Origin of the sequence: Pseudomonas sp. M2 (assembly GCF_015751845.1) — a bacterium.
GTDB classification, from domain to species: domain Bacteria; phylum Pseudomonadota; class Gammaproteobacteria; order Pseudomonadales; family Pseudomonadaceae; genus Aquipseudomonas; species Aquipseudomonas putida_E.
In genome coordinates this window covers 5,056,175-5,077,274 of record NZ_JADOUD010000001.1, presented here as the reverse complement: position 1 = coordinate 5,077,274, position 21,100 = coordinate 5,056,175, and the positions used below count along the sequence as shown (strand labels likewise).

Below are 21,100 nucleotides of genomic sequence, written 5' to 3'. Positions count from 1 at the left end.
TTTTGTTGGATCAGCTGAAGCTGCACACGAGCTCACGCAAAGCGATCAAATACTGAATCGCCCCAGCAGCCTATCTTGCTCCCCGACATGCTCGACCATGGCCGAGCACTGGTTGGCCTGCTGTTCCGCGCTACCGGAAACTTCAACGCTGATATCGCGGATCGTTGTGGTATTCCGGTTTATTTCCTCGGTCGTAGCACTCTGCTGTTCAGCCGCCGCAGCGATCTGCAGGTTCATCTCGTTTATCCGGTTGATCGCTTCCCGTATGCGTTCAAGCATCCCGTTAGCAGCGATCGCGTCTTGCGCCGTTTTGCTGGCTGTGTCCCGGCTGAATTGCATACGTGATTGCGCTTGTTTAACGCCCGACTGCAACTGGTCGATCATCTGGCGTATCTCCTGAGTGGAGTGCTGGGTTCTCGACGCAAGCGACCACACCTCATCGGCAACCACGGCAAAGCCGCGCCCGGATTCGCCCGCGCATGCCGCTTCGATGGCGGCGTTGAGCGCGAGCAGATTGGTTTGATCGGCGATGCTGGTAATCACCGAGAGAATCGACTCAATGTTCTGGCTGAGCAGGGACAACTCATTGATGGCACAGCCGGTAGCGTCCATTTCCTCTGCCAGACGCAGAATTGCGTTGGTCGAGCGCGAAACAAGGGCAACGCCGTTGACAGTCTGCTCATCAGCGGTCACCGCCGCCTGCGCATTGCCGGCGACCTCTTCCGCGGTGGAAGCCATCTCCTGCATGGCCGTGGCCAATTGCTCCAGTTCCTGCAGTTTCGTCTGCACGCGGTCGGCCGTCTGGCTGGCCTCCACCGAGGCCACCGTCGTGCTTTCACGCACGTGCTGGGCACTGCTCACCACATCGCCAATGAGCGTCCGGAGATTTTGCAAAAACCGGTTGAACTGTGCCGAAACCAGCGATATTTCATCGTTGCCGGTAACGGGCAGCTCACGGGTTAGGTCGCCTTGCCCGTCATTGATGTCTATCAACGAGTCTTTCAGGCGGTCCAGTGGACGCAGCAACATTTTCACCCAGACCCCGAGGAGCAATAGGCTGATCAACACGCCAAGGCCGGTGCCGACAACCGCGCGCCAGCCCAGCACACGGGCAGCGGCCATCACCACCCCTTCATCCAGAACGATGCCAATGTACCAGTCCATGCCCTTGAGTTGGCTAAGGGGAATGAAAGCGACGAGAAGGGTCTTGCCGTCGTGGTTGATCTCGCGCAGCTTGCTCTCAAGAGGCGGAAGATCACCGGCAAAAACCTCACCGTAGGACTTGCCATTCAGTTTGGTTTGCGGGTGCGAAATAATGTTGCCGTTCTTGCTTAGCAGAAAGGCATAGCCGGCACCACCGAAGTCTAGGGTGTTTATAGCGTCTGCTACCGCCTTCAAATGAATCTGCCCGCCGAACACGCCGATAGTCTGGCCAACATCACTGACCTTGCTCACCGCAGATATCAGAATCTCGCCGGTGGTGGAATCGGGGTAGGGCTCAGTAAACACGGCATGATTGGCAGCTTTACCCACCCCATACCATGGCCGCGTACGCCCATCATAATCAGCCTGGGGGTTCCAGGAAGCGCTGGTAATCAGCGGCTTTCCGGTGGAATCGTAGGCGCCGAAGACAATTTTGAATTCTGTGTTGAGCACCGGCGAATCGAGAACGCGTTGAGTGGCCTCGGGACTGTACTGGCTATTGATGGCCTGGCCAGCCAGATCAATCAACAGCAATTTGCCATTGAGCCAGTTCTCAATCTGCCTGGCCATGGTATTGCTGGTTTCCGCGATGTTCGCCTCTACCTGCTCGCGCAACAGTTCGCGCACTTGAGTAATCTGCAGCAGCGACAACAGGCCAGTGGTGACGAACAGCACACAGGCGGCCACAAGACTTACCTTGTAACGGATCTTCATCAAGAACTCCAACGAGGCGGGCTGATCGCATTGCCCGCGCCCGGCAGCGCGTGCGAATGGCTGCCGAGAGCGCTAACCAAGGGATTAGAAGAAGCCGAGCGGATTGATGTCGTAGCTGACCAGCAGGTTCTTGGTTTGCTGATAATGATCGAGCATCATTTTGTGGGTTTCGCGACCGACGCCAGACTTTTTGTAGCCACCGAACGCGGCGTGAGCCGGGTACAGGTGGTAGCAGTTGGTCCATACGCGGCCCGCTTTGATGCCCCGGCCCATGCGGTAGGCGCGGTTGATGTCGCGGGTCCACAGGCCTGCACCAAGGCCAAACTCGGTGTCGTTGGCAATCGCCAGGGCTTCCGCTTCGTCCTTAAAGGTAGTGACGCCGACGACCGGGCCAAAGATCTCCTCTTGGAACACACGCATTTTGTTGTGGCCCTTGAGCAGGGTCGGCTGGATGTAATAACCCGCCGACAAGCTGCCCTCGAGCTTCTCCACCGTGCCGCCAGCAAGCAGTTCAGCGCCTTCCTGTTCGGCGATTTCCAAATAGGAAAGGATCTTGTCGAACTGCTGCTCGGACGCTTGGGCGCCGACCATGGTGTCGGTGTCCAGCGGATCGCCGCGCTTGATCTGGTTGATCTTCTTCAACACTTCAGCCATGAACGCCGGGTAGATCGACTCTTGAACCAAAGCTCGCGATGGGCAGGTGCACACCTCGCCCTGGTTGAAGAATGCCAGCACCAGGCCTTCGGCGGCTTTTTCAATAAAACTGGGCTCAGCCTGCATGATGTCTTCAAAGAAGATATTCGGCGACTTGCCGCCCAGCTCTACCGTAGAAGGAATGATGTTCTCGGCAGCACATTTCATGATGTGCGAGCCCACTGGGGTAGAACCGGTGAAAGCGATCTTGGCAATGCGCTTGCTGGTGGCCAGTGCCTCACCGGCTTCACGGCCGAAACCATGCACGATATTGAGCACGCCAGGCGGCAGTAGGTCGCCAATCACTTCTAGCAGGACAGTGATGCCCAGCGGCGTTTGCTCCGCCGGCTTGAGCACGATGCAGTTACCCGCAGCCAGGGCGGGTGCCAGTTTCCAGGCAGCCATCAGGATGGGGAAGTTCCACGGGATGATCTGTCCGACTACTCCGAGCGGCTCGTGAATGTGGTAAGCCACGGTGTTACCGTCGATCTCAGCAGCACTGCCCTCTTGGGCGCGTAGGCAACCGGCGAAGTATCGGAAGTGGTCGGCGGCCAACGGAATATCGGCGTTGAGCGTTTCGCGGATCGGCTTGCCATTGTCCCAGGTTTCAGTAATGGCCAGCAGCTCAAGATTCTGTTCGATGCGATCGGCAATTTTTAACAGTATGGTCGAGCGTGTCAAAACCGACGCACGCCCCCAAGCATCTGCAGCGGCATGCGCCGCATCCAGAGCGCTTTCGACATCGTCAGCGCCAGAGCGCGGAAACTCGGCAATCGGCCGGCCATTGACCGGAGACGTGGTAGTGAAATATTCAGCGTTGATCGGACCGACGAACTCGCCGTTGATAAAGTTGCCGTAGCGAAGCTTGAAGGAAACCTTGGAACCTTCAGTACCGGGATGTGCGTAGCGCATTATTGTTTCCTAGTTATTGTATTTAGCTGGAGGAGCCTGGGACGGGGCGTGTCAGGTAAAACTTCCGCCTGGATTAGCGGGTGGCCCACCGCCATCGCGTTGGTGCCGCTATAGAGTTATCAGGTGTTGGCTCAAGCTCAAATCGATTATTCGAAGGGCTTGAACGGCTGGAGCGATACGACGGCAAAAGGGTGCGAGCTACTGGACCGGTGGCTGGGCGCTCTCCTCAAACAGTTCGGAAATCATCGGCCGGTTGCGACGGGTTTGCAGGCAGCAGAGGTAATAGCTGATGGTAAAAGGTTGTTCGACAAAGGCGATCGCCTTGGTCCCGGGCCGATCTGCATACTCCACTGATGATACGAATCCCACCCCGATGCCATGAACGACCGCATGAACAATGGCTTCTCGACTGTTTAGCTGCATCGTGCAGTTAAGTTTTACGTCATGAGCCGCGCAGCCCTCCTCCACTAATTGCCTTGTGCGCGAACCCTCCTCCCGTAGTACTACAGGTTGGCCAACAATATCTTTTACACTTACTACGTCCTGGCTTGCCCACGGGTGGTCATCTCGCACTACCGCCAGAATCGGACAGGTCCGATACAACTGGGTACTAAGGCGAGGGTCAAACTCGGACAACGCCAATATGGCAATATCAATATCAAAGTTATACAGCCGGTCAAGCGTTCCCGTTTCCGTTGTGAACGAAGTTTCCAATTCTACGTCTGGATGCTTCTGCATCAGCGAATAGGTGAGGCTCATGGCAATCGGCGGTGAAACGGCACCAATCCGCAACATCCCGTGCTTGCGCTGACGAAAACTCTGCAACAACTGGATCGCTTCATCTTCCTGCCCAAACAAGCCCTGCGTTATATCGTATAGCATATGTCCGGAAGCACTTAGCTCGACATATCGGCCGCGCCGGTGAAACAGCTCTACGGAAAATTTTTTCTCCAGTGCGCTGACTTGCTCACTGATGGTAGATTGGCCCACGCTCAAGTATTCTGACGCCAGGGTAAAACTTCCTGTACGTGCGACAGCATGAAACGAACGTAGCCATTTATGATACTGATACATGTTTAATCTCTTTGTTAGAGCATCTGATCGTCAATCCAAAAGGCATATACCCGCAAGGGCCAGATGATAGGGTCCTTGCCTATAGCATAGACCGTTTTTCTGATTAAAAAGAGGTCGCCGACCATCCACGTATTTTCTACGAGGGGGGATTGGCACGCAAAGGGTCGACGACCTAGAGGGAAACGTTTGTTTTACAACAGCACGCGGCCAATGCATGCAAAGCAGAATCGACAGCCCATAATTTAGAAATTTATCACATAACTGGCGATCACCCGGTTTTCATCGCCACTGTCCGCATAGTTTGAACGATTGGTCGCGTTTCGCCACCGAAGCGAAAAATTCTTCAGTGGACCGGATTGAACAACATAGATGATATCGGTGCTGCGCTCCCACTCATGCCCCTCTTCATCCAGGGCTCGCAACGCGGCAGACTTGGATGTCTTGATGTTGGTCGGGTCAACGTCGTCACCCTTGACATAACGCAAGTTGAACGTCAGGCCAGGGATACCCAGTGCAGCGAAGTCGTACCCGTACCCCGCGTAGATAGCCTGTTCATTGGCCAACGAGAAGGTGCTCACTAGCATTTCGGCAAACAGGTAGGTATCGGTACCGGAAATATAGGGAAACGCAGTATCGCCAGAGCTCTTTTGATAACCACCGCTCAGGGTGTGCCCAGCAATGGTGTAGCCCATGTTGCTACTGAATGTGCGGTTCTCCACCTCGCCGACAAGCTTGCGTCCGGTTTCACGAGCGTCAAAGTAGCGGGCTTCGACAAAGGCTTTACCTGCGCCTAGCGGCGTGTGGAACTTTATCCCCAGATAGTCCCGGCGAACAATATCATCAAGCTCACTCAGATGATAAGAAAGTGTCAGGTTGGGGAGCACCTGATAGTCCAGGCCACCATAGGAATAGTGGTCACCAGTTACTGCAGCGTAACCTCCAAACTGGGAGGTCAATGTGAGATCATCGGAACTGGATGAATCTCGCTGCTTAACTGAGTCGACCTGTCCCGCCGTAACGTTCAGGCCGGTAATGTCCTTAGAGACAAGATGGGCACCATTAAATACCTGGGGCAACAAGCGGCTATTGTTCGACGACAACAGTGGCAGTACCGGATTCAACCCACCAATACGCAACTCTGATTGCGCAAAGCGTGCCTTGGCGGTTACTGCCAGCTTTGAATAATCATCTTCAGCGCGTTTCTCGGACCCACGCGGCAGCAAACCTGTGCCGGTGCGGGCTGGGCTGGAATCAAGTTTCAACCCGAGCATCCCGATCGCGTCGACACCAAAACCAACCGTACCATCGGTAAAACCCGACTGTAGGTTCAGGATAAAACCTTGAGCCCACTCCTCGCGCTTTGATTGACTCGGGGCACCATCGCGAAAGTCGCGGCTGTAATAAAAATTTCGCAGCTCCAGTGAACCTTTACTGTCACCGATAAAGTCCGCGAAGGCGCTAGATGCACATGGCACCAGGGTTATGCACGCTGCGGTTTTCAGGTAGTGATGAGGTCTTGTTTTCATTATTGTTTGATCTCTACGTTGAGTAATACACCCAAGCACACGGGTGCGCTGGTGGCAGCCCATACAATCAGGTTTCGGCGAACAAACGGTTGAGTAAGGCAAATAAAGATTTTCGGCGTTCACAAGCATGTTAGTTGCTGCATTACATCTACAGCCAGGTCAAACACGTGATAATAATTTAGAACACGCGCCGCAGCACGCATGCGGTATTTTATTGTTCAGCGGGCGATTGATAATCACAGGGAAAGTGGCTTCGGACAATCCACCCTGGGCACATTACCGGTGCCATGCAAACCCTCCAGATTTGTTCAAGATTGGTTCAACCCCGTCGATGGCGCCGATCCTTGCCATGATGGCTTCTGGACTGGCGTTGCCACGGCACTCGGTTTTTCATGCAAGGTGCAGGGGCGTGCGGCTTCTGCGGAAAAACTGATTTGGCCAGGGCCGGCAGTTAGGCCTTTGCCCAGCTGTCGACGCCATTTTTCTTCGGCGTTGACGGACACCACAGTGGCGCCGGCGTGAGCAAAGCCGGCAAGAACGGTGTCGCAACGCAGCAATTCCGGGCCGGCCTTCACCACAGGTCGCCACGTCTCGATATCCAGATAGTAGTTACCGGAAATGCCGTGTTTGGGCGGAGGTCTCCCCGTGATGATAGACATGTTGCTTGTGCAGGTGAATAAAGATATCAAACCATTAACCGCCCTGGAAAAGCCTTGTTTGATAAAGTTTTGAATGCCGGGTATCGAGGCCTGTCCGAGACAACGCTGTAAGTAACTCTGATCGCTGCCATCGATGCAAATAACGACAATCGGTCGCTTTGGCCAGCTATATTTGGTTCCATTGACACTTACAGCATTGGTCATGTGAATGTCCTTCTGTAAAATGCTGCCTGCTGCTGCCAGGAGCAGAAGCAGGCAGCGCCCTGCGAACTAATTCACACTTAGCTCGATTGTGGCATTTCACCGCGTTCCAGACGCTTGTTGATGTCTTCGATCACTGCCGGCAGGTCGGCGATGGTGTCGATCAGGTAGTGCGGACGCGAGCCTTCGAACATCTTGACAATACGCGCGCGCTCTTCTGCCAGGACCTCCAAAGACAAGGATTTGTATTGGTCATAGGTCAAGCCGAGAGCGTTACCCGAACAGGTCAGCGCCACCGTCCACATGCCTGCGCTGCGACCTTCGAGGATACCTGGCCAGGTGTCGTCAACCTTCACGCAGGCCGCGACGTCGTCGATACCTAAGGCGATCACGTTAGCCAGCGCTTGTGCGGGATAAGGACGACCGTTCGGCACTTCGTCGGTAGCTACCACATGGTCAGTGACATAGCCGTTCTCACGGGCCAGATCGACGACCTTCTGCATGACCACCGCGGGATAACCGGAGCACGAACCGATTTTCAGACCTTTGCTACGCAGCGTGGCGATGGCATCCAGAGCGCCTGGAATCAATGCCGAGTGCACCGCAATCTTTTCGATCTGCAGCGGCATGAAGCGCTCATAGATGGCGGTCACGTCGTCGTCAGTCGGAGTACGTCCGAAGGCCGCGCGATAACGTTCGGCAATTTCCGGCACATCGCAAAGAGTACGGATATGATCCCATTTGCCCATGCCCATTGGGCCACGGGCTTCTTCAAGAGTAACTGCAACACCGAACTCGCCAAAGGCTTCGACAAAAATCTGAGTCGGCGCGAAAGAGCCGAAATCTACAACAGTGCCAGCCCAGTCCAGAACGACAGCTTTAAGTTGATTCGGTTGTTCGTAGTTCATATTGATACTCCACTTAGTTTTTAATGATCAACCCCGAAGATCATTAGCCATGCTACAGGGCTGTATACAGGTTTTAACGCAATAGCTGTTCAGCACTCGCATCACTGAAAAGTTTTCAATCAGTGATCGTTGACGACAAATGCGCAGACAGCATAAGTAGTACTCAATATGTAGCGGCTCATCGATAAAGCTCACCGGACATGCTCCGGGTAACGCGATATATTCCACAACAGAGACGAAACCGATACCAATGTTTTGCATGATCGCGTGAGTTATCGCCTCACGACTGTTCAATTGCATCACGCAGTTGAGTGTTACACCGTGCTGCTGGCAATAGTCTTCGAGCCGCTGCCGGGTCCGCGATTGTGATACGCGCAACACCAGCGCCCGTCGCGGTGGAAAAGCTCCACCGCGAATTTCTCCTCAAGAGCACCGACTTGTTCGCTTACAGTCGGCCGACCGACGCTGAGGTACTCAGCGGCGAGGGCGAAACTGCCCGTACTTGCCACGGTATGGAAGGAGCGGAACCACTCATTGTGTTGATACATATGAGGCGCCTAGATAAGCGAGTCAGCGTACAAGTTGCAAGCTTCAGCGCCGGATGAACAGGGCTACGGTTGCGCTGGAAAGACAGGCCGCAGTCACTACGATAAAGATCAGCGAAGTGTTACCGGTGCTGTCGAGCATTGAACCAATTAGCGGCTCTGCCAAGCCTGCGAACAGGTAGGAAGAAAAGTTCATGATCCCGGTGGCTGTGCCAGCACGTTTGGCACCGACTAGATCAGGGCACAGTGCCCAGAAGCTGGAAGCAGGGCCGTAGACGAAGAAGCCGCAAAGGAACAGGGCTACCAGACCAATACCGCTGTGGGAAGGCAGACTCCACATCCACAGGCTGGTTGCAGCGCCGAGGAACATGTAGAGCATGATCGCCAGATAACGCTTGGAGCCAAACAGCTTGTCGGATACCCAACCATTGCTCAGTGCACCGACTGCCATGCCTACCGGCAATGCAACGGTGATCCATTTAGGGTCGATGAAGCCGTCACCATGTTTCCAGTCAGCGCCCATGAAGTGCACCGGCACCCAGACGATCAAGCCATAGCGGGCGGCGTTCTGGAAGCCAAGGGATACAGCCGCAATAATCAGACGGAAGTTTTTCAGCACAGCTTTGTAACGCTGCGCCGAAGTTTCCACTTCACCGTCGGCAACTTCGTGGTCCTTATCGCCAGCATTGGCCACACCGGTGTCGGCAAGTGGTTCAAAGCCGAGGTCCTGCGGACGTTCACGAGCGACCAGGTAGAACAGGATGCCACCTGCCAGCATCAACAATACTGGCAGCCGGAAGATCCACCGCCACTCGAGCTGGAAGACCTCCAGGACAACGATCGAGGTGATGTACGACAGTACCGATGCACAGCCGGCGGCGAATACATAGAAGCCATAGACCTTGCCGCGTTCGCCGGCGCTCCACCAGTTCGACAGCAAGCGGCTACCCGGCGCCCAGCCCAAAGCTTGGAAGTAACCGTTGATACCCCATGGCAGGATCAGGCTGGCGAGGCCGCCGGCGAAACTGGTTACCCAGTTGGCGCCACAGGACAGTACCGCGCCCAGACTCATGATGCGCCGGCCGCCGAACTTATCGGCGAGATTGCCATTAATGGCCTGACCGATGGCATACGCCCACAGCATGACGGCCGATGCCCAGCCCAGGGTTTCTTTGGTAAAACCAAACTCAGCCTGAATGCCGGGGATGGCAAAACCGAAGGTTTGTCGCCCGGTATAGAAGAATAGGTAGCACAACATAGCAGCCAATAGCATGCGCCATTGAGCCACGCGGAAGGATGACGTCGGCACTGCAAGAGCGGACAGGGTGTCGGCACGATTCATGATGTTTTCCTTTTTGTTCGTTCCCACCAGCCGTTAACAGGCGGGGGTGGCACTCTTTTTTGGTGCATCAGGAAACCGCTGCAACAAACGCCGCAGCTAATGGAAATTCGTCCCTAGGCGGCTTGAGCGCCGATGAAGTTCTTGCCTCGCGCGCCTTGCATGGCAAACGCGATAATTTCTTCCGCCTCCTTGGCCGACACGCCATAGTCGGTAAACTCGGTCTTTACCTGCAAAGCGTGAAGGAACGCACGCAGTTGCGACTGCGCGGTACTGAGGTCGCTGCCAAATACTTGTTGCAGGGTACGGTCGCGCGCTTCATCCCGGCCCCAGGCCAAGCCCAGGACCAGCGGCAGTGTGAAGGAACAGGCGATGCCATGAGGTAGCCCATAACGCAGGGTCATTTCGTAAGAAATGGAGTGGGCAAGTGCCGTTTTGGTATTAGAGAAAGCCATACCAGCCTTAAGCGCAGCCAGCGCCATGCGCGAACGCAACTCCTTATTGGAGAGATCGCGATAGAGCTGCGGCAAGCACTCAAGGATGTCGTGGATGGCGGAAATGGCGAAGTTATCCGAGACTGGATTGGCATTGACATTCCAAATCGATTCCAGCGCATGAGACAACGCGTCTAAGCCGGTTGAGACAGTAACGCCAGCCGGCACGGTCAACATCAATTCTGGGTCAACGATAGCAACCTTGGGCCAGGTGCAGTCCAGGTGCAGCGAGTACTTCTTCTGGCTCGCGTTATCCCAGATCGTCGCCCACGGGGTTACTTCACTGCCAGTTCCCGCGGTAGTAGGTACTGCGATAAGTGCCTTAGTCCAAGCAGGCACGAAAGGCTTACCTGTTGCCAGCAATCGCAGCAACTCATCAAAGGTGCCGCTTTCGGTGCCTACGATCAACGCTTTCGCAGTGTCAATGGCGCTACCCCCACCAACGGCGATTACGGTTTCACAGTCTGCAGCCTCGCGCCAGAAGCGCTCATAAGTGCCGCGCAACTGAGCCACATCTGGGTTAGGCTGCACATCTTCGATGAGGTATACCAAGCGATCGCCCAGCAGACCCTGAATACGTTCCAAGAGACCCAGGCTACGAGCTTCCGGAAAAATGACCAGCGCGACTTTTTGATGGTCTGTGAGGGAAACCAGTTCCTTCAGGCTGCCGTAGCCGTAGCGCGTATCGACCGGGTTGTGGAAACGAGCAGTCATGACGACTCCTTGGTTTTATTGTTGTTGGAAGGTGTGGTCATATTCAGCGCCACGGTTATATAGCTCAAATCGATTGTTTGAAGGTCACTATCGGCTCAACCGATTACATGGTGCAGCCCTAGCTGCGCGGCTTCCGGAAACGTTACTAAAGCGACTTTGCTTGGGCACAGCTCGGCGATGCGTGCCAGCGCCGAATACGGTCGAGACAGGATTGTGGAAACCGGCACGCATAGGCAGTTCCTTGTTGTTGGTGGGGAGAGGAAAAATCAGTGACGAGCCGAGCCCTGGATGGCTTGGCGCAGGCGGCTGGAAAGCAGGTCGGCGAGCACCACCATCAAGGTAATCAGCAGAATACAGGTGGCGGTTTCCTGGTACTTGAACAGCTTCAGGCTGCTTACCAGCTCAAAGCCGACGCCACCCGCGCCGACCATGCCCAGCACCGTCGCCGAGCGTAGGTTGACCTCGAAGCGGTACAGCACCACCGCAATCCAGGCTGTAATCACTTGCGGTAATACACCGAAGACAATCACCTGCAGCGGTCGAGCGCCCGTTGCCTGCAATGCCTCGATCGGGCCCTGGTCGATTTCCTCGATACTTTCCGCGAAGAACTTACCGAGCATGCCCACACCGTGCAGCGCTAGGGCCAGCACGCCAGGGAACGGGCCTAGGCCCACCGCGGAAACGAACACAAGCGCCAGGATCAGTTCGTTAATGCTACGAATCACGTTGAGCAGTTGCCGGGTGCCCTGATACAGCCAACGCTTGTCGTGAAGGTTGCGCGCGGCAAGCAAGCCCAGCGGGATGGCACCGATAATCCCCAGCAGGGTGCCCCAGAGCGCGATCTGCAGGGTTTCCAGCGCTGGACGCCAGAGGTTTGGGAGGATACTCAGGTCCGGCGGCAGCGAGCGGCCGAGAAAGTCGCCAATCTGCGGCAGGCCGCTGGCCAGCTCGCCCCAGCTCAATTGCGCACCTTCGGCGCTCCAATGCAGCACGCAAAGGACCACTGCCAGCAATACAGCGCTGACCAGCCACCCGCGTGATGTCGTCGGCGTACGCACCAGCCATTGGTGAGTTCGTGGATTCATGTTCAGGCCCTCGTGCCAGCCGCGATGACAGGATGTTCAGCCACTGGGGAATCGCCTGCCTGACGAGGCCCGCCACTGTGGTAGATGCGCTGCAGTGCGGCGTCATCCAGGGTCTGCGCCGGGCCGTCGAATACCAGACGGCCACTGGCCAGGCCCACGATGCGGTCGCCGAATGCCCGTGCCAAGTCCACTTGGTGCAAATTGCACACCACCGTGATGCCAAGTGTGCGGGTTGCCTCGCGCAGATAACGCATGACCAGGTGTGCCGTGTTTGGGTCTAGGCTGGCCACCGGTTCGTCAGCCAGGATCACCTCCGGACGCTGGGCCAGCGCCCGGGCGATGCCGACGCGCTGCAGTTGCCCGCCTGATAGCGAATCTGCGCGCGCACCGGCCTTGTCGCTCAGTTCGACGCGGCTCAGGCAATCACGGGCCAGCTCTATGTCCTCTCGACGAAAGAGCTGCAGCAGCGAGGCCAGTGTGCTGCAGTGGGCCAGGCGTCCGGTCAGCACGTTCTTCAACACTGAAAGGCGCGGCACCACGTTGTGGTGCTGGAAGATCATCGCTACGCGCCGGCGCAGTTCGCGCTGCTGTGAAGCTTGCATGGCGTCCACCCCGCCGACTTCCAGCACGCCACTGTCAGCGTGAGCCAGACGGTTGATACAGCGCAACAAGGTGGACTTGCCGGCACCGGATTGGCCGAGGATCACCACGAACTCGCCTGCCGCGACCTGCAGGTCGATACCGCGTAATACCGGATTGTCGGCATAGCCCTTGACCAATTGCTGGATGCGGATCATTTCAGCCTCCGCAAGTCGAGGTCGAGCACCTTGGCGGTATCACGAACCACGTCATAGGCCGCGTCGCTGGTGGGCTGAAACCCGTCGAGCATGCCCTGGTCGCCCCATGGGACATCCTTGATCGCGGCGAATGCATTGCGCAATTTGGCCTGCAACTCAGGATCGAGGCCTTTGCGCCAGACCATCGGCGACTCGGGAATGTCCGGCGAGGTCCACACCACGTGGAAGTCCTGCTGCTTGACCTGTCCGTTGTGCGCCGCGCTCGCGAGGATGCGATCGGCCACCGCTGCGGCGTCCACTTTGCGGTTTTCCACCGCGAGGATGCTCGCGTCGTGGGATCCAGAGAAAATCACCCGTGAGAAAAGCGTTTTAGGGTCGTGGCCAGCCTGCTCCAGGCCCGCCTTGGGAAACAGGTGCCCCGAAGCCGAGCTGGGGTCGACAAAGGCGAATGTCTTGCCGTGCAGGTCTTGCAGGCTGCGGATGCCACTGTCGTTACGGGCGATGATCAGGCTGTGATAGGCGCTGCTGCCGGTTTTACGGGTCACGGCCACGGCAAACGCCTCGGCATCAGCCATCTGCTTAGCCAGCACATAAGAGAACGGCCCCAGGTAGGCAACATCCAATTTGCCCGCACGCAGGGCTTCGATCACGCCGTTGTAGTCTGTGGCAACGAAGGGTTTGACCGGCATGCCCAAGCGCTGCTCAAGCTGGTCGAGCACCAACTGGCTGCTTTTGATCATCGCTTGAGAGTCTTCGGAAGGTATCAGGCCGACGGTCAGGATCTCCTGGGCCTGTACGGCTGAAGTAAACATCAGAGGCAGCAGGATAAAGCGGGCAGAACGGCACAGGCTGGCAAAAGAGATCATGGCGTCACCGCAGGGTTGTTTTTGGTGAGGCCAAAGCTAGGGCTGTCATGTGACAGTCAACGCATCAGTTCAATATGGTTTTCGAGCGCTTTCCATTCAAAGGATCTATAGATGTCATCTGCCCGACTGCGTACGTTTCTTGCCGTTGCCCGCCATGCCAGCTTCAGCGCTGGAGCGAGAGCCATCGGCCTGAGCCAGCCGACAGCCACCAATCAGGTTCAGGCCCTGGAACGCGAATTCAACGTCGAGCTGTTCCACCGGCGCGGACGGCGTATCGAACTGACCACAGTGGGCCGTGCATTGCTGCCCATCGCCGGTCAACTGGCGCTGCTAGAAGCCGAAGCTGCCAACCTGCTGCGCGATGCTGGCAAGCTCAACCGCGGGCAACTGCGCATCGGCGCGGTCGGCCCGTTCCATGTGATCGAAATGGTTGACCGTTACCAGGCCCAGTATCCGCAGATCGATGTCTCTATTCGTGTCGGCAACTCAGCCTCAGTGCTGGCCGATCTGGAAAACTACGTGAGCGACATCGGTGTACTGGCGGGGCTGCAGGACGATCCTGCATTCGTCGCCCAGCGCTACGCGCGTCATCCGGTCATTCTCTTCGCCCATGTCGACCACCCGTTTGCCCGGCATGATGAGGTGCCGCTGCAAGCCCTGCAGGGGCAGCCTCTTCTACGTCGCGAGCAAGGATCGACCACCCGATTGGCACTGGAACAGGCTCTGGCCGAGGCTGACGTCAGCCCACGAATTGCCATGGAAATCGGCAGCCGCGAAGCATTACGCGAAGCGGTCATTCGTAAGCTCGGCATCGGCGCAGTGTCGGAAGCGGAATACATTGCCGACCCGAGCCTGAAAGTCATCCGCATCGCTGGCGACGCAGTTTTCACTGAAACCTATTTGTATTACTTAGCCGAGCGTCGCAGCAGTCGAGTCATCGACTCCTTCCTATCGATTGCCTTGCAGTGAAAGTGGAAAGTTGGCGCTCCATCGACTTCAGTGCCACTGTGCCATTAGCATGACGTCTTAACGTCCAAGGCGAGTGCAGGACGTTCCGGGCATCGAACCCCTATCGGTTTTCCAAGGCAGGTGGTCGAGCCGAGACAGTGGTGACGGGCACGTTTTTCAAAGGACTTTGGCCGGGGGGGAGAGCCTTGGCGCCGGCCAAAGGCTGGTTCGAATGGATACCCGATCCAGCGGAGCCGAAGCGCAAGCAGCCGTACTACATTACCAGCGCTGATGGAGGGCCACTCTACTTCGCAGCGCTCGCTGAGGTGCATCAGAGCATTGAGCCGGATGAGCGCGATGGGTTCGTTATCATCACCGCAACTGCGGACGAGGGCCTGATCGACATCCACGACCGAAAGCCCTTGGTGTTGACCCCTGAGCTTGCCCGGGAATGGATCGCCCCAAGCACATCACCAGAGCGGGCTTCGGCGATCGTGGAACAGGGCTGCAGGCCGGCAGCGGACTTTCGTTGGTTTCCAGTAGACAAGGCGGTGGGCAATGTCAGGAATGAGGGTGCATCGTTGGTTGCACCGATAAACAGCGAAGACCGGCAGGGTCAGCTAGAGTTTTGATATGTTCAAGCACCGTGAGATAACGATCATGCTAAAACAAGAAGCAGACGACGTGATTGAGCGTATCAGGGACGATCTGAAAAGGCATGGCGTGCTGATCGGCTACGATCCAGAGTTTACCACTGCCGATTTCGGTTGCGACCTGGACCACCACGTCGCTCAGGTCAGAGAGGATCCGGAAAACCGCGTCGTGTGTATCGTGATACATGACGAAGGCTTGTGGGCACAGCTCAGGCAGGGGTCCGTTTATCGCTGCGTCGTCAGTGAATGTAAAGGGAAGCTGTTCGGCATGCCGATTACCATTGACCCTCAAACGGATGCGTCGTACACCATTCAGTACAAGCCCTGAAGTGTCTGCAGGGTAGTCAGCCAGCCAGGGTCACCCTCTGCCTGCCAGGTAGAACACCCCTCCGGCGAGCGTCGTTAAGACGATGCCGTCGAATACATCGCCAAAAGCGGCTTTATCTGTGAGCCAAGCGTCGATCTGCGCGGCCAGAAAGAAGACCGCGATGAATAAAACGGCGCCCGCGATGCGCCAATGCCGCCGCACCTATGCGACAATACCCTCAATGTCTGGTCTCAACCCCACATTTATCGCCCAACAGCTCGGGCATGGCGTGCAGATGCTCTCATCGACTTATGCGCGCTGGATTAACTCGTCCAACGACTGGCAGGAGCGGGAAACGCTCCAGATTGGTCCAAAATTGGTCCGCAGCTGCGAAGAAGCCACGTAAGTTATTGATAGGTAAGCTCCTTGATCTCCACCGCTAACATCACCATGCAGTTCGGCTCCAAGCCCCTGTTCGAAAACGTCTCGGTCAAATTCAACAACGGCAACCGCTATGGCCTGATCGGCGCCAACGGTTGTGGCAAGTCGACCTTCATGAAGATCCTCGGCGGCGACCTGGAGCCTTCCGGTGGTCAGGTCATGCTCGAGCCGAACACCCGCCTGGGCAAGCTGCGTCAGGACCAGTTCGCCTACGAGGAATTCACCGTTATCGACACGGTGATCATGGGCCACGCCCAGCTGTGGAAGGTCAAGGCCGAGCGTGACCGTATCTACTCGCTGCCGGAAATGACCGAAGAAGACGGCATGGCCGTCGCCGAGCTGGAAACCGAATTCGCCGAAATGGACGGCTACACCGCCGAATCGCGCGCCGGTGAACTGCTGCTGGGCCTGGGTATTCCGCTGGAACAGCACTTTGGCCCGATGAGTGAAGTGGCCCCGGGCTGGAAACTGCGCGTGCTGCTGGCCCAAGCGCTGTTCTCCGACCCGGACGTGCTGCTGCTCGACGAACCGACCAACCACCTGGACATCAACACCATCCGCTGGCTGGAAACGATTCTGACGGCGCGTAACAGCACCATGATCATCATTTCCCACGACCGGCACTTCCTGAACAGCGTGTGCACTCACATGGCTGACCTGGACTACGGTGAGCTGCGCCTGTTCCCGGGCAACTACGACGAGTACATGACCGCGGCCACCCAGTCGCGCGAGCAGTTGCTGTCGGACAACGCCAAGAAAAAAGCCCAGATCGCTGAACTGCAGACCTTTGTCAGCCGCTTCTCGGCCAACGCCTCCAAAGCCAAGCAGGCAACCTCGCGTGCCAAGCAGATCGACAAGATCCAGCTGGCCGAGGTCAAGCCTTCGAGCCGGGTCAGCCCGTTCATCCGTTTCGAGCAGACCAAGAAGCTGCACCGCCAGGCTGTCGTCGTGGAAAAAATGGCCAAGGCCTTCGACGACAAGGTGCTGTTCAAGAATTTCGACATCACTGTCGAAGCCGGCGAGCGCGTAGCGATCATCGGCCCCAACGGTATCGGCAAAACCACCCTGCTGCGCACCCTGGTCGGCGAGATGACGCCGGATGCAGGCTCGGTGAAGTGGACCGACAGCGCCGAAGTGGGCTACTACGCTCAGGACCATGCGCACGATTTCGAAGACGACATGACCCTGTTCGACTGGATGGGCCAGTGGACCTCGGGTGAGCAGGTCATCCGTGGCACCTTGGGGCGCATGCTGTTCTCCAACGACGAGATCCTCAAGTCGGTCAAGGTGATTTCCGGTGGTGAACAGGGCCGCATGCTGTTCGGCAAGCTGATCCTGCAGAAGCCGAACGTGCTGGTGATGGACGAACCCACCAACCACCTGGATATGGAGTCGATCGAGGCGCTGAACCTGGCGCTGGAAAACTACCCGGGCACTTTGCTGTTCGTCAGCCATGACCGCGAGTTCGTGTCGTCGTTGGCGACCCGCATCATCGAACTGTCGCCGGACGGTGTGGTGGACTTCAGCGGCACCTATGACGACTACCTGCGCAGCCAGGGTGTGCTGGTCTGAAGTCGCTAGCCGGCCTGGCCCTTTGAGGTGACCAGGCCGGCCTCTTTATATGGCGACCACGCTCCACAGGTACTACGCAGTAACTGTGGAGCGGTTTCCCTTTGAATAACTCGTTAGCCTGCTTTCATTTCCTTCGCGCAACGGCCATGATGGGGCCACGCCCACCGCCCGCCCGCGAACGAGCCAATGACCGCGCCACAGCCCGCCCCCGCCAGCAGCAACGCCTCCATCACCCTGCAGATCCTCTCGATCGTTTTCTACACCTTCATCGCGTTCCTCTGCATCGGCCTGCCGATCGCGGTGCTGCCCAGCTATGTACACGACCAACTGGGCTTCGGTGCGGTGATTGCCGGGGTAACCATCGGCCTGCAGTACCTGGCTACCCTGCTCAGCCGGCCTTTCGCAGGCCGTGTGGCCGATACGCTGGGCGGCAAGCAAGCGATCCGCTACGGTTTGCTGGGCATCGCGGCCTGTGGAATATTGACGCTGGCCTCGGCCTGGACCTTGAATGCGCCCTTGCTGAGCCTGGCGCTGCTGCTTGGCGGGCGCGTGCTGCTCGGGCTTGCACAGGGCCTGATTGGCGTTGCCACCCTTAGCTGGGGTATCAGCCAGGTGGGGCCTGAACATACGGCCAGGGTCATATCCTGGAACGGCATCGCGTCATATGGTGCCATCGCCATCGGGGCCCCCGTTGGCGTGCTCGCAGTCGATAGCCTGAATTTCAGCGTGCTCGGCCCAGCCTTGATACTGCTCGCCGCCCTGGCAATGCTGGTGCTGCGCAAACGCCCGGACGTGGTGGTGGTGCGCGGTGAGCGCCTGCCGTTCTGGTCTGCGTTCAGCCGTGTGGCGCCTTGCGGCCTTGGGCTGACCCTGGCTTCGATCGGCTATGGCACCCTGACCACCTTCGTCACGCTTTATTATCTGGAACGTGGATGGGCAGGCGCCGCTTTGTGCCTGAGTGCCTTCGGTGTGTGTTTCATCATTTCGCGGCTGTTGTTCGTCAACGCCGTCAACCGCTTTGGCGGTTACAACGTGGCGGTTGCCTGCATGGCCACAGAAGTGCTCGGCCTGAGCCTGTTGTGGCTTGCGCCCTCCCCGCTCTGGGCGCTGGTCGGGGCCGGCCTCACCGGTTTCGGCCTGTCGCTGGTGTACCCAGCCTTGGGCGTTGAAGCCATCAAGCAGGTGCCCAGCAGCAGCCGGGGTGCCGGGCTGGGGGCCTATGCGGTGTTCTTCGACATGGCATTGGCCATCGCCGGCCCGGTCATGGGCGCAGTGGCGGCACACCTTGGCTATGCGTCGATATTCTGCGTCGCGGCCCTGCTGGCCCTTAGCGGGGTTGGCCTGACGTTGTTGCTGGCGCGGCGCAGCCGTCGCGGCTGAGCGTTACCCATGAAAAACGGCCGCCGCGCAAGCGACAGCCGTTCGTTTAATACAAGTTGTTCATGCCGTGGCGAACAGCTCACTGGCAATCTGCGCCTGAGCAGCATCGATGGCTTTGCTGCGGTGCTCCGGGCCATAGGCCAGGCCGTGGGCGCGAACGATCTCCAGGTCGGTGATGCCGATGAAGCCCAGGAACACCTTGAGGAAGTCTTCGTGGCCCGCGCCGGTCGGCTGGCCAGCGTGCAGGCCGCCAGCGGTGGAAACCAGTACTACTTTCTTGTCACCGCACAGGCCTTCAGGGCCTGCCTCGGTGTAGCGGAAGGTCTTGCCGGCCACTGCAACGCGGTCGATCCAGGCCTTGAGCTGGGTCGGTACAGTGAAGTTGTACATCGGCGCACCAATCACCACGGCGTCGGCGGCAAGAAACTCGTCCAGCGTTTCGGCGCTGAGCTTGGCTTCGAAGGCAAGGGCTGCATCGCGAACGTCTTCCGGCGTGCCGGCTGCAACCAGGGTGGCAGCAGAGAAGTGGGCAATGGCGTCGGCGGCGAGGTCACGATAGACCACTTCGATGCTCGGGTCAGCGGCTTTCCAGGCCTGGACCACTTCACGGCTCAGTTGGCGCGAGGCGGAATTGTCGCCCAGGATGCTCGAATCGATGTGCAACAGTTTCATGGGACTCTCCTGTGAATGAAGACCGCAGCATTGGGCGATCACGATGGAGAGAATCCTACCGGACCGTCGAATAGCTGAAAAGCCAGCAAAAATGCGTTAGTTTGTCCCACAGATAGAACAGTGAGACAGCCCTCATGCAAGACCTCAACGATCTCTTCTACTTCGTTCGCGTAGTCGAAGCCGGTGGCTTCGCCGCCGCCGGGCGCCAGCTGGGCATCCCCAAGTCGCGTCTGTCGCGGCGCATCGCCGAACTGGAAGAGCGGTTGGGCACGCGGTTGCTGCAGCGCACCACGCGCCAACTGAAGCTCACCGCGGTGGGTGAACGCTATCTGCACCATTGCCAGGCCATGCTGCTGGAAGCCGAGGCCGCTGACGAGGCGGTGGCCAGCATGAGCAGCGAGCCGCGGGGGCGCTTGCGGGTGTCCTGCCCGGTAGCGTTGGCCCATGCGTTCCTGCCGGATGTCATCAGCCGATTTCTGGAGCTGTACCCCCAGGTGCAACTGGACATGGTGTTGCTCAATCGCCGTGTCGACCTGATTTCCGAAGGCATCGACGTTGCCCTGCGCGTGCGAGAGCTGGGCGACGAAGACCCGGCGCTGGTCACGCGCCGGCTGCGCCAGGCGCAGATGCAACTGGTGGCCGCGCCCGGCTTTGCCGATCATGTTCGTGAGCCGTCCGAGCTGGCCTCCTTACCGGTACTGGGCGCTGCTGAAGCAGACAGGCTGGTGCATTTGCGCCTGCTGGGGCCCAATGGTCGCCAACAGGAAATCGCCCTGGAGCCACGGTTGGCCATCGATGATTTTGTGGTGCGCAATGCCGCCGTACGTGCCGGGCTGGGATTTACTGCGTTGCCGAGCATGTTCTGCGAGCATGAACTCGAACGCGGCGAGCTGGTGCGGCTGCTGCCGGACTGGTCGCTGCCGGGGGGCTATCTGCAGGCGGTTTACCCGCATCGGCGTGGGTTGCTGCCTGCAGTACGGGTATGGATCGATCATCTGGCAGCATCGTTCGAAGCGTGTGGAGACCGTTATGTCTAGACAGACCATGACCGAGGAACAGGTGGCGGCGTTCTGCCTGGCGCTGCCCGGCGCACGGGAAGACTACAAGTGGGGCGGAATCCGGGTATTTTCGGTTGCCGGTAACAAGATGTTCGCAGTACTCGACCTGGCGGGGGCTGGCTTGTCGTTCAAGGTGGCCGATGAGCTGTTTCTGGGCTACTGCGACAGGCCAGGCGTGCGCCCGGCACCGTATCTGGCACGGGCGCGGTGGATCAGCATGGCGCCGCCCTACCCCATGGGCCGGGAAGAATTGTGTGACCTGCTGCAGCGCTCGCACCAGTTGGTGGTGCGGCGGCTGGCGAAGCGCTCGCAGGTTGGCCTTCTGATGTGAGGGCCCGC

General features: G+C 58.0%; 18 protein-coding genes and 3 pseudogenes. 8 read left to right on the top strand and 13 right to left on the bottom strand.

Annotated features, from left to right (window positions below; translation table 11 throughout):
* Nucleotides 1-45: 45 nt before the first annotated feature.
* The 12 genes and pseudogenes from IWW33_RS23510 to phnD form a co-directional block, all read right to left on the bottom strand.
* Entirely contained in the window at nucleotides 46-1,917 is a 1,872-nt protein-coding gene (locus IWW33_RS23510; RefSeq protein ID WP_174141163.1) for a methyl-accepting chemotaxis protein, read from the bottom strand.
* 84 nt (nucleotides 1,918-2,001) lie between these two features.
* Nucleotides 2,002-3,522, bottom strand: coding sequence for an aldehyde dehydrogenase family protein (locus IWW33_RS23505; protein ID WP_174141162.1), 1,521 nt, complete (start codon nucleotides 3,520-3,522; stop codon nucleotides 2,002-2,004).
* Between the two features lie 198 nt (nucleotides 3,523-3,720).
* A complete protein-coding gene (locus IWW33_RS23500; protein ID WP_115274726.1) occupies nucleotides 3,721-4,596 on the bottom strand; it encodes a LysR substrate-binding domain-containing protein in 876 nt (291 codons plus the stop codon).
* A gap of 242 nt (nucleotides 4,597-4,838) precedes the next feature.
* Nucleotides 4,839-6,122, bottom strand: a complete 1,284-nt coding sequence (locus tag IWW33_RS23495) for an OprD family porin (RefSeq protein WP_115274725.1) — start codon at nucleotides 6,120-6,122, stop codon at nucleotides 4,839-4,841.
* Between the two features lie 308 nt (nucleotides 6,123-6,430).
* Nucleotides 6,431-6,985: an alkaline phosphatase family protein gene (locus IWW33_RS23490; RefSeq protein WP_174141161.1), complete on the bottom strand. Its 555-nt coding sequence runs from the start codon at nucleotides 6,983-6,985 to the stop codon at nucleotides 6,431-6,433.
* Nucleotides 6,986-7,062: 77 nt separating this feature from the next.
* Nucleotides 7,063-7,890: a phosphonoacetaldehyde hydrolase gene (gene phnX / locus IWW33_RS23485; RefSeq protein WP_125924089.1), complete on the bottom strand. Its 828-nt coding sequence runs from the start codon at nucleotides 7,888-7,890 to the stop codon at nucleotides 7,063-7,065.
* A gap of 27 nt (nucleotides 7,891-7,917) precedes the next feature.
* Nucleotides 7,918-8,438: pseudogene (locus IWW33_RS23480) on the bottom strand (LysR family transcriptional regulator).
* Between the two features lie 43 nt (nucleotides 8,439-8,481).
* Nucleotides 8,482-9,777 carry an MFS transporter gene (locus tag IWW33_RS23475; protein ID WP_115274722.1) on the bottom strand — a complete coding sequence of 432 codons (1,296 nt, stop codon included), beginning with the start codon at nucleotides 9,775-9,777 and terminating at the stop codon, nucleotides 8,482-8,484.
* Nucleotides 9,778-9,890: 113 nt separating this feature from the next.
* Nucleotides 9,891-10,982: an iron-containing alcohol dehydrogenase PsrA gene (gene psrA, locus IWW33_RS23470; protein WP_115274721.1), complete on the bottom strand. Its 1,092-nt coding sequence runs from the start codon at nucleotides 10,980-10,982 to the stop codon at nucleotides 9,891-9,893.
* Between the two features lie 266 nt (nucleotides 10,983-11,248).
* Nucleotides 11,249-12,067, bottom strand: coding sequence for a phosphonate ABC transporter, permease protein PhnE (phnE, locus tag IWW33_RS23465; protein WP_174141160.1), 819 nt, complete (start codon nucleotides 12,065-12,067; stop codon nucleotides 11,249-11,251).
* Nucleotides 12,068-12,069: 2 nt separating this feature from the next.
* Nucleotides 12,070-12,864, bottom strand: coding sequence for a phosphonate ABC transporter ATP-binding protein (gene phnC / locus IWW33_RS23460; protein ID WP_174141159.1), 795 nt, complete (start codon nucleotides 12,862-12,864; stop codon nucleotides 12,070-12,072).
* Nucleotides 12,861-13,730 (bottom strand): phosphonate ABC transporter substrate-binding protein, encoded by an 870-nt coding sequence (gene phnD, locus IWW33_RS23455; protein WP_115274718.1) that lies wholly within the window; start codon nucleotides 13,728-13,730, stop codon nucleotides 12,861-12,863. Before phnD ends, phnC begins: the two co-directional genes overlap by 4 nt.
* A 111-nt stretch (nucleotides 13,731-13,841) precedes the next feature.
* Here phnD and IWW33_RS23450 point away from each other — a divergent pair, with 111 nt between their 5' ends.
* The 6 genes and pseudogenes from IWW33_RS23450 (at nucleotide 13,842) to IWW33_RS23425 (ending at nucleotide 19,031) form a co-directional block, all read left to right on the top strand.
* Nucleotides 13,842-14,699, top strand: coding sequence for a LysR substrate-binding domain-containing protein (locus IWW33_RS23450; protein ID WP_174141158.1), 858 nt, complete (start codon nucleotides 13,842-13,844; stop codon nucleotides 14,697-14,699).
* Nucleotides 14,700-14,824: 125 nt separating this feature from the next.
* A pseudogene (locus IWW33_RS23445) lies at nucleotides 14,825-15,310 on the top strand (SOS response-associated peptidase family protein); the annotation flags it as partial.
* Nucleotide 15,311: 1 nt separating this feature from the next.
* Complete coding sequence (locus tag IWW33_RS23440) at nucleotides 15,312-15,659, top strand: hypothetical protein (protein ID WP_231386186.1); 348 nt, start codon at nucleotides 15,312-15,314, stop codon at nucleotides 15,657-15,659.
* 190 nt (nucleotides 15,660-15,849) lie between these two features.
* A pseudogene (locus IWW33_RS23435) lies at nucleotides 15,850-16,044 on the top strand (site-specific integrase); the annotation flags it as partial.
* A 20-nt stretch (nucleotides 16,045-16,064) separates the two neighbouring features.
* The gene (locus IWW33_RS23430; protein ID WP_012314600.1) at nucleotides 16,065-17,651 is read left to right on the top strand and encodes an ABC-F family ATPase; all 1,587 of its coding nucleotides are present in this window, start codon (nucleotides 16,065-16,067) and stop codon (nucleotides 17,649-17,651) included.
* A gap of 186 nt (nucleotides 17,652-17,837) precedes the next feature.
* Nucleotides 17,838-19,031: an MFS transporter gene (locus tag IWW33_RS23425; RefSeq protein WP_174141157.1), complete on the top strand. Its 1,194-nt coding sequence runs from the start codon at nucleotides 17,838-17,840 to the stop codon at nucleotides 19,029-19,031.
* Between the two features lie 60 nt (nucleotides 19,032-19,091).
* On the opposite strand, the gene IWW33_RS23420 is transcribed toward IWW33_RS23425, so the two are convergent.
* Nucleotides 19,092-19,703: an FMN-dependent NADH-azoreductase gene (locus IWW33_RS23420; RefSeq protein ID WP_115274714.1), complete on the bottom strand. Its 612-nt coding sequence runs from the start codon at nucleotides 19,701-19,703 to the stop codon at nucleotides 19,092-19,094.
* A 134-nt stretch (nucleotides 19,704-19,837) separates the two neighbouring features.
* On the opposite strand from IWW33_RS23420, the gene IWW33_RS23415 reads away from it, so the two are divergent.
* Both IWW33_RS23415 and IWW33_RS23410 read left to right on the top strand, forming a co-directional pair.
* Entirely contained in the window at nucleotides 19,838-20,740 is a 903-nt protein-coding gene (locus IWW33_RS23415) for a LysR substrate-binding domain-containing protein (protein WP_046786126.1), read from the top strand.
* Complete coding sequence (locus IWW33_RS23410) at nucleotides 20,733-21,092, top strand: MmcQ/YjbR family DNA-binding protein (protein ID WP_115274712.1); 360 nt, start codon at nucleotides 20,733-20,735, stop codon at nucleotides 21,090-21,092. Before IWW33_RS23415 ends, IWW33_RS23410 begins: the two co-directional genes overlap by 8 nt.
* The last annotated feature ends 8 nt before the right edge of the window (nucleotides 21,093-21,100 follow it).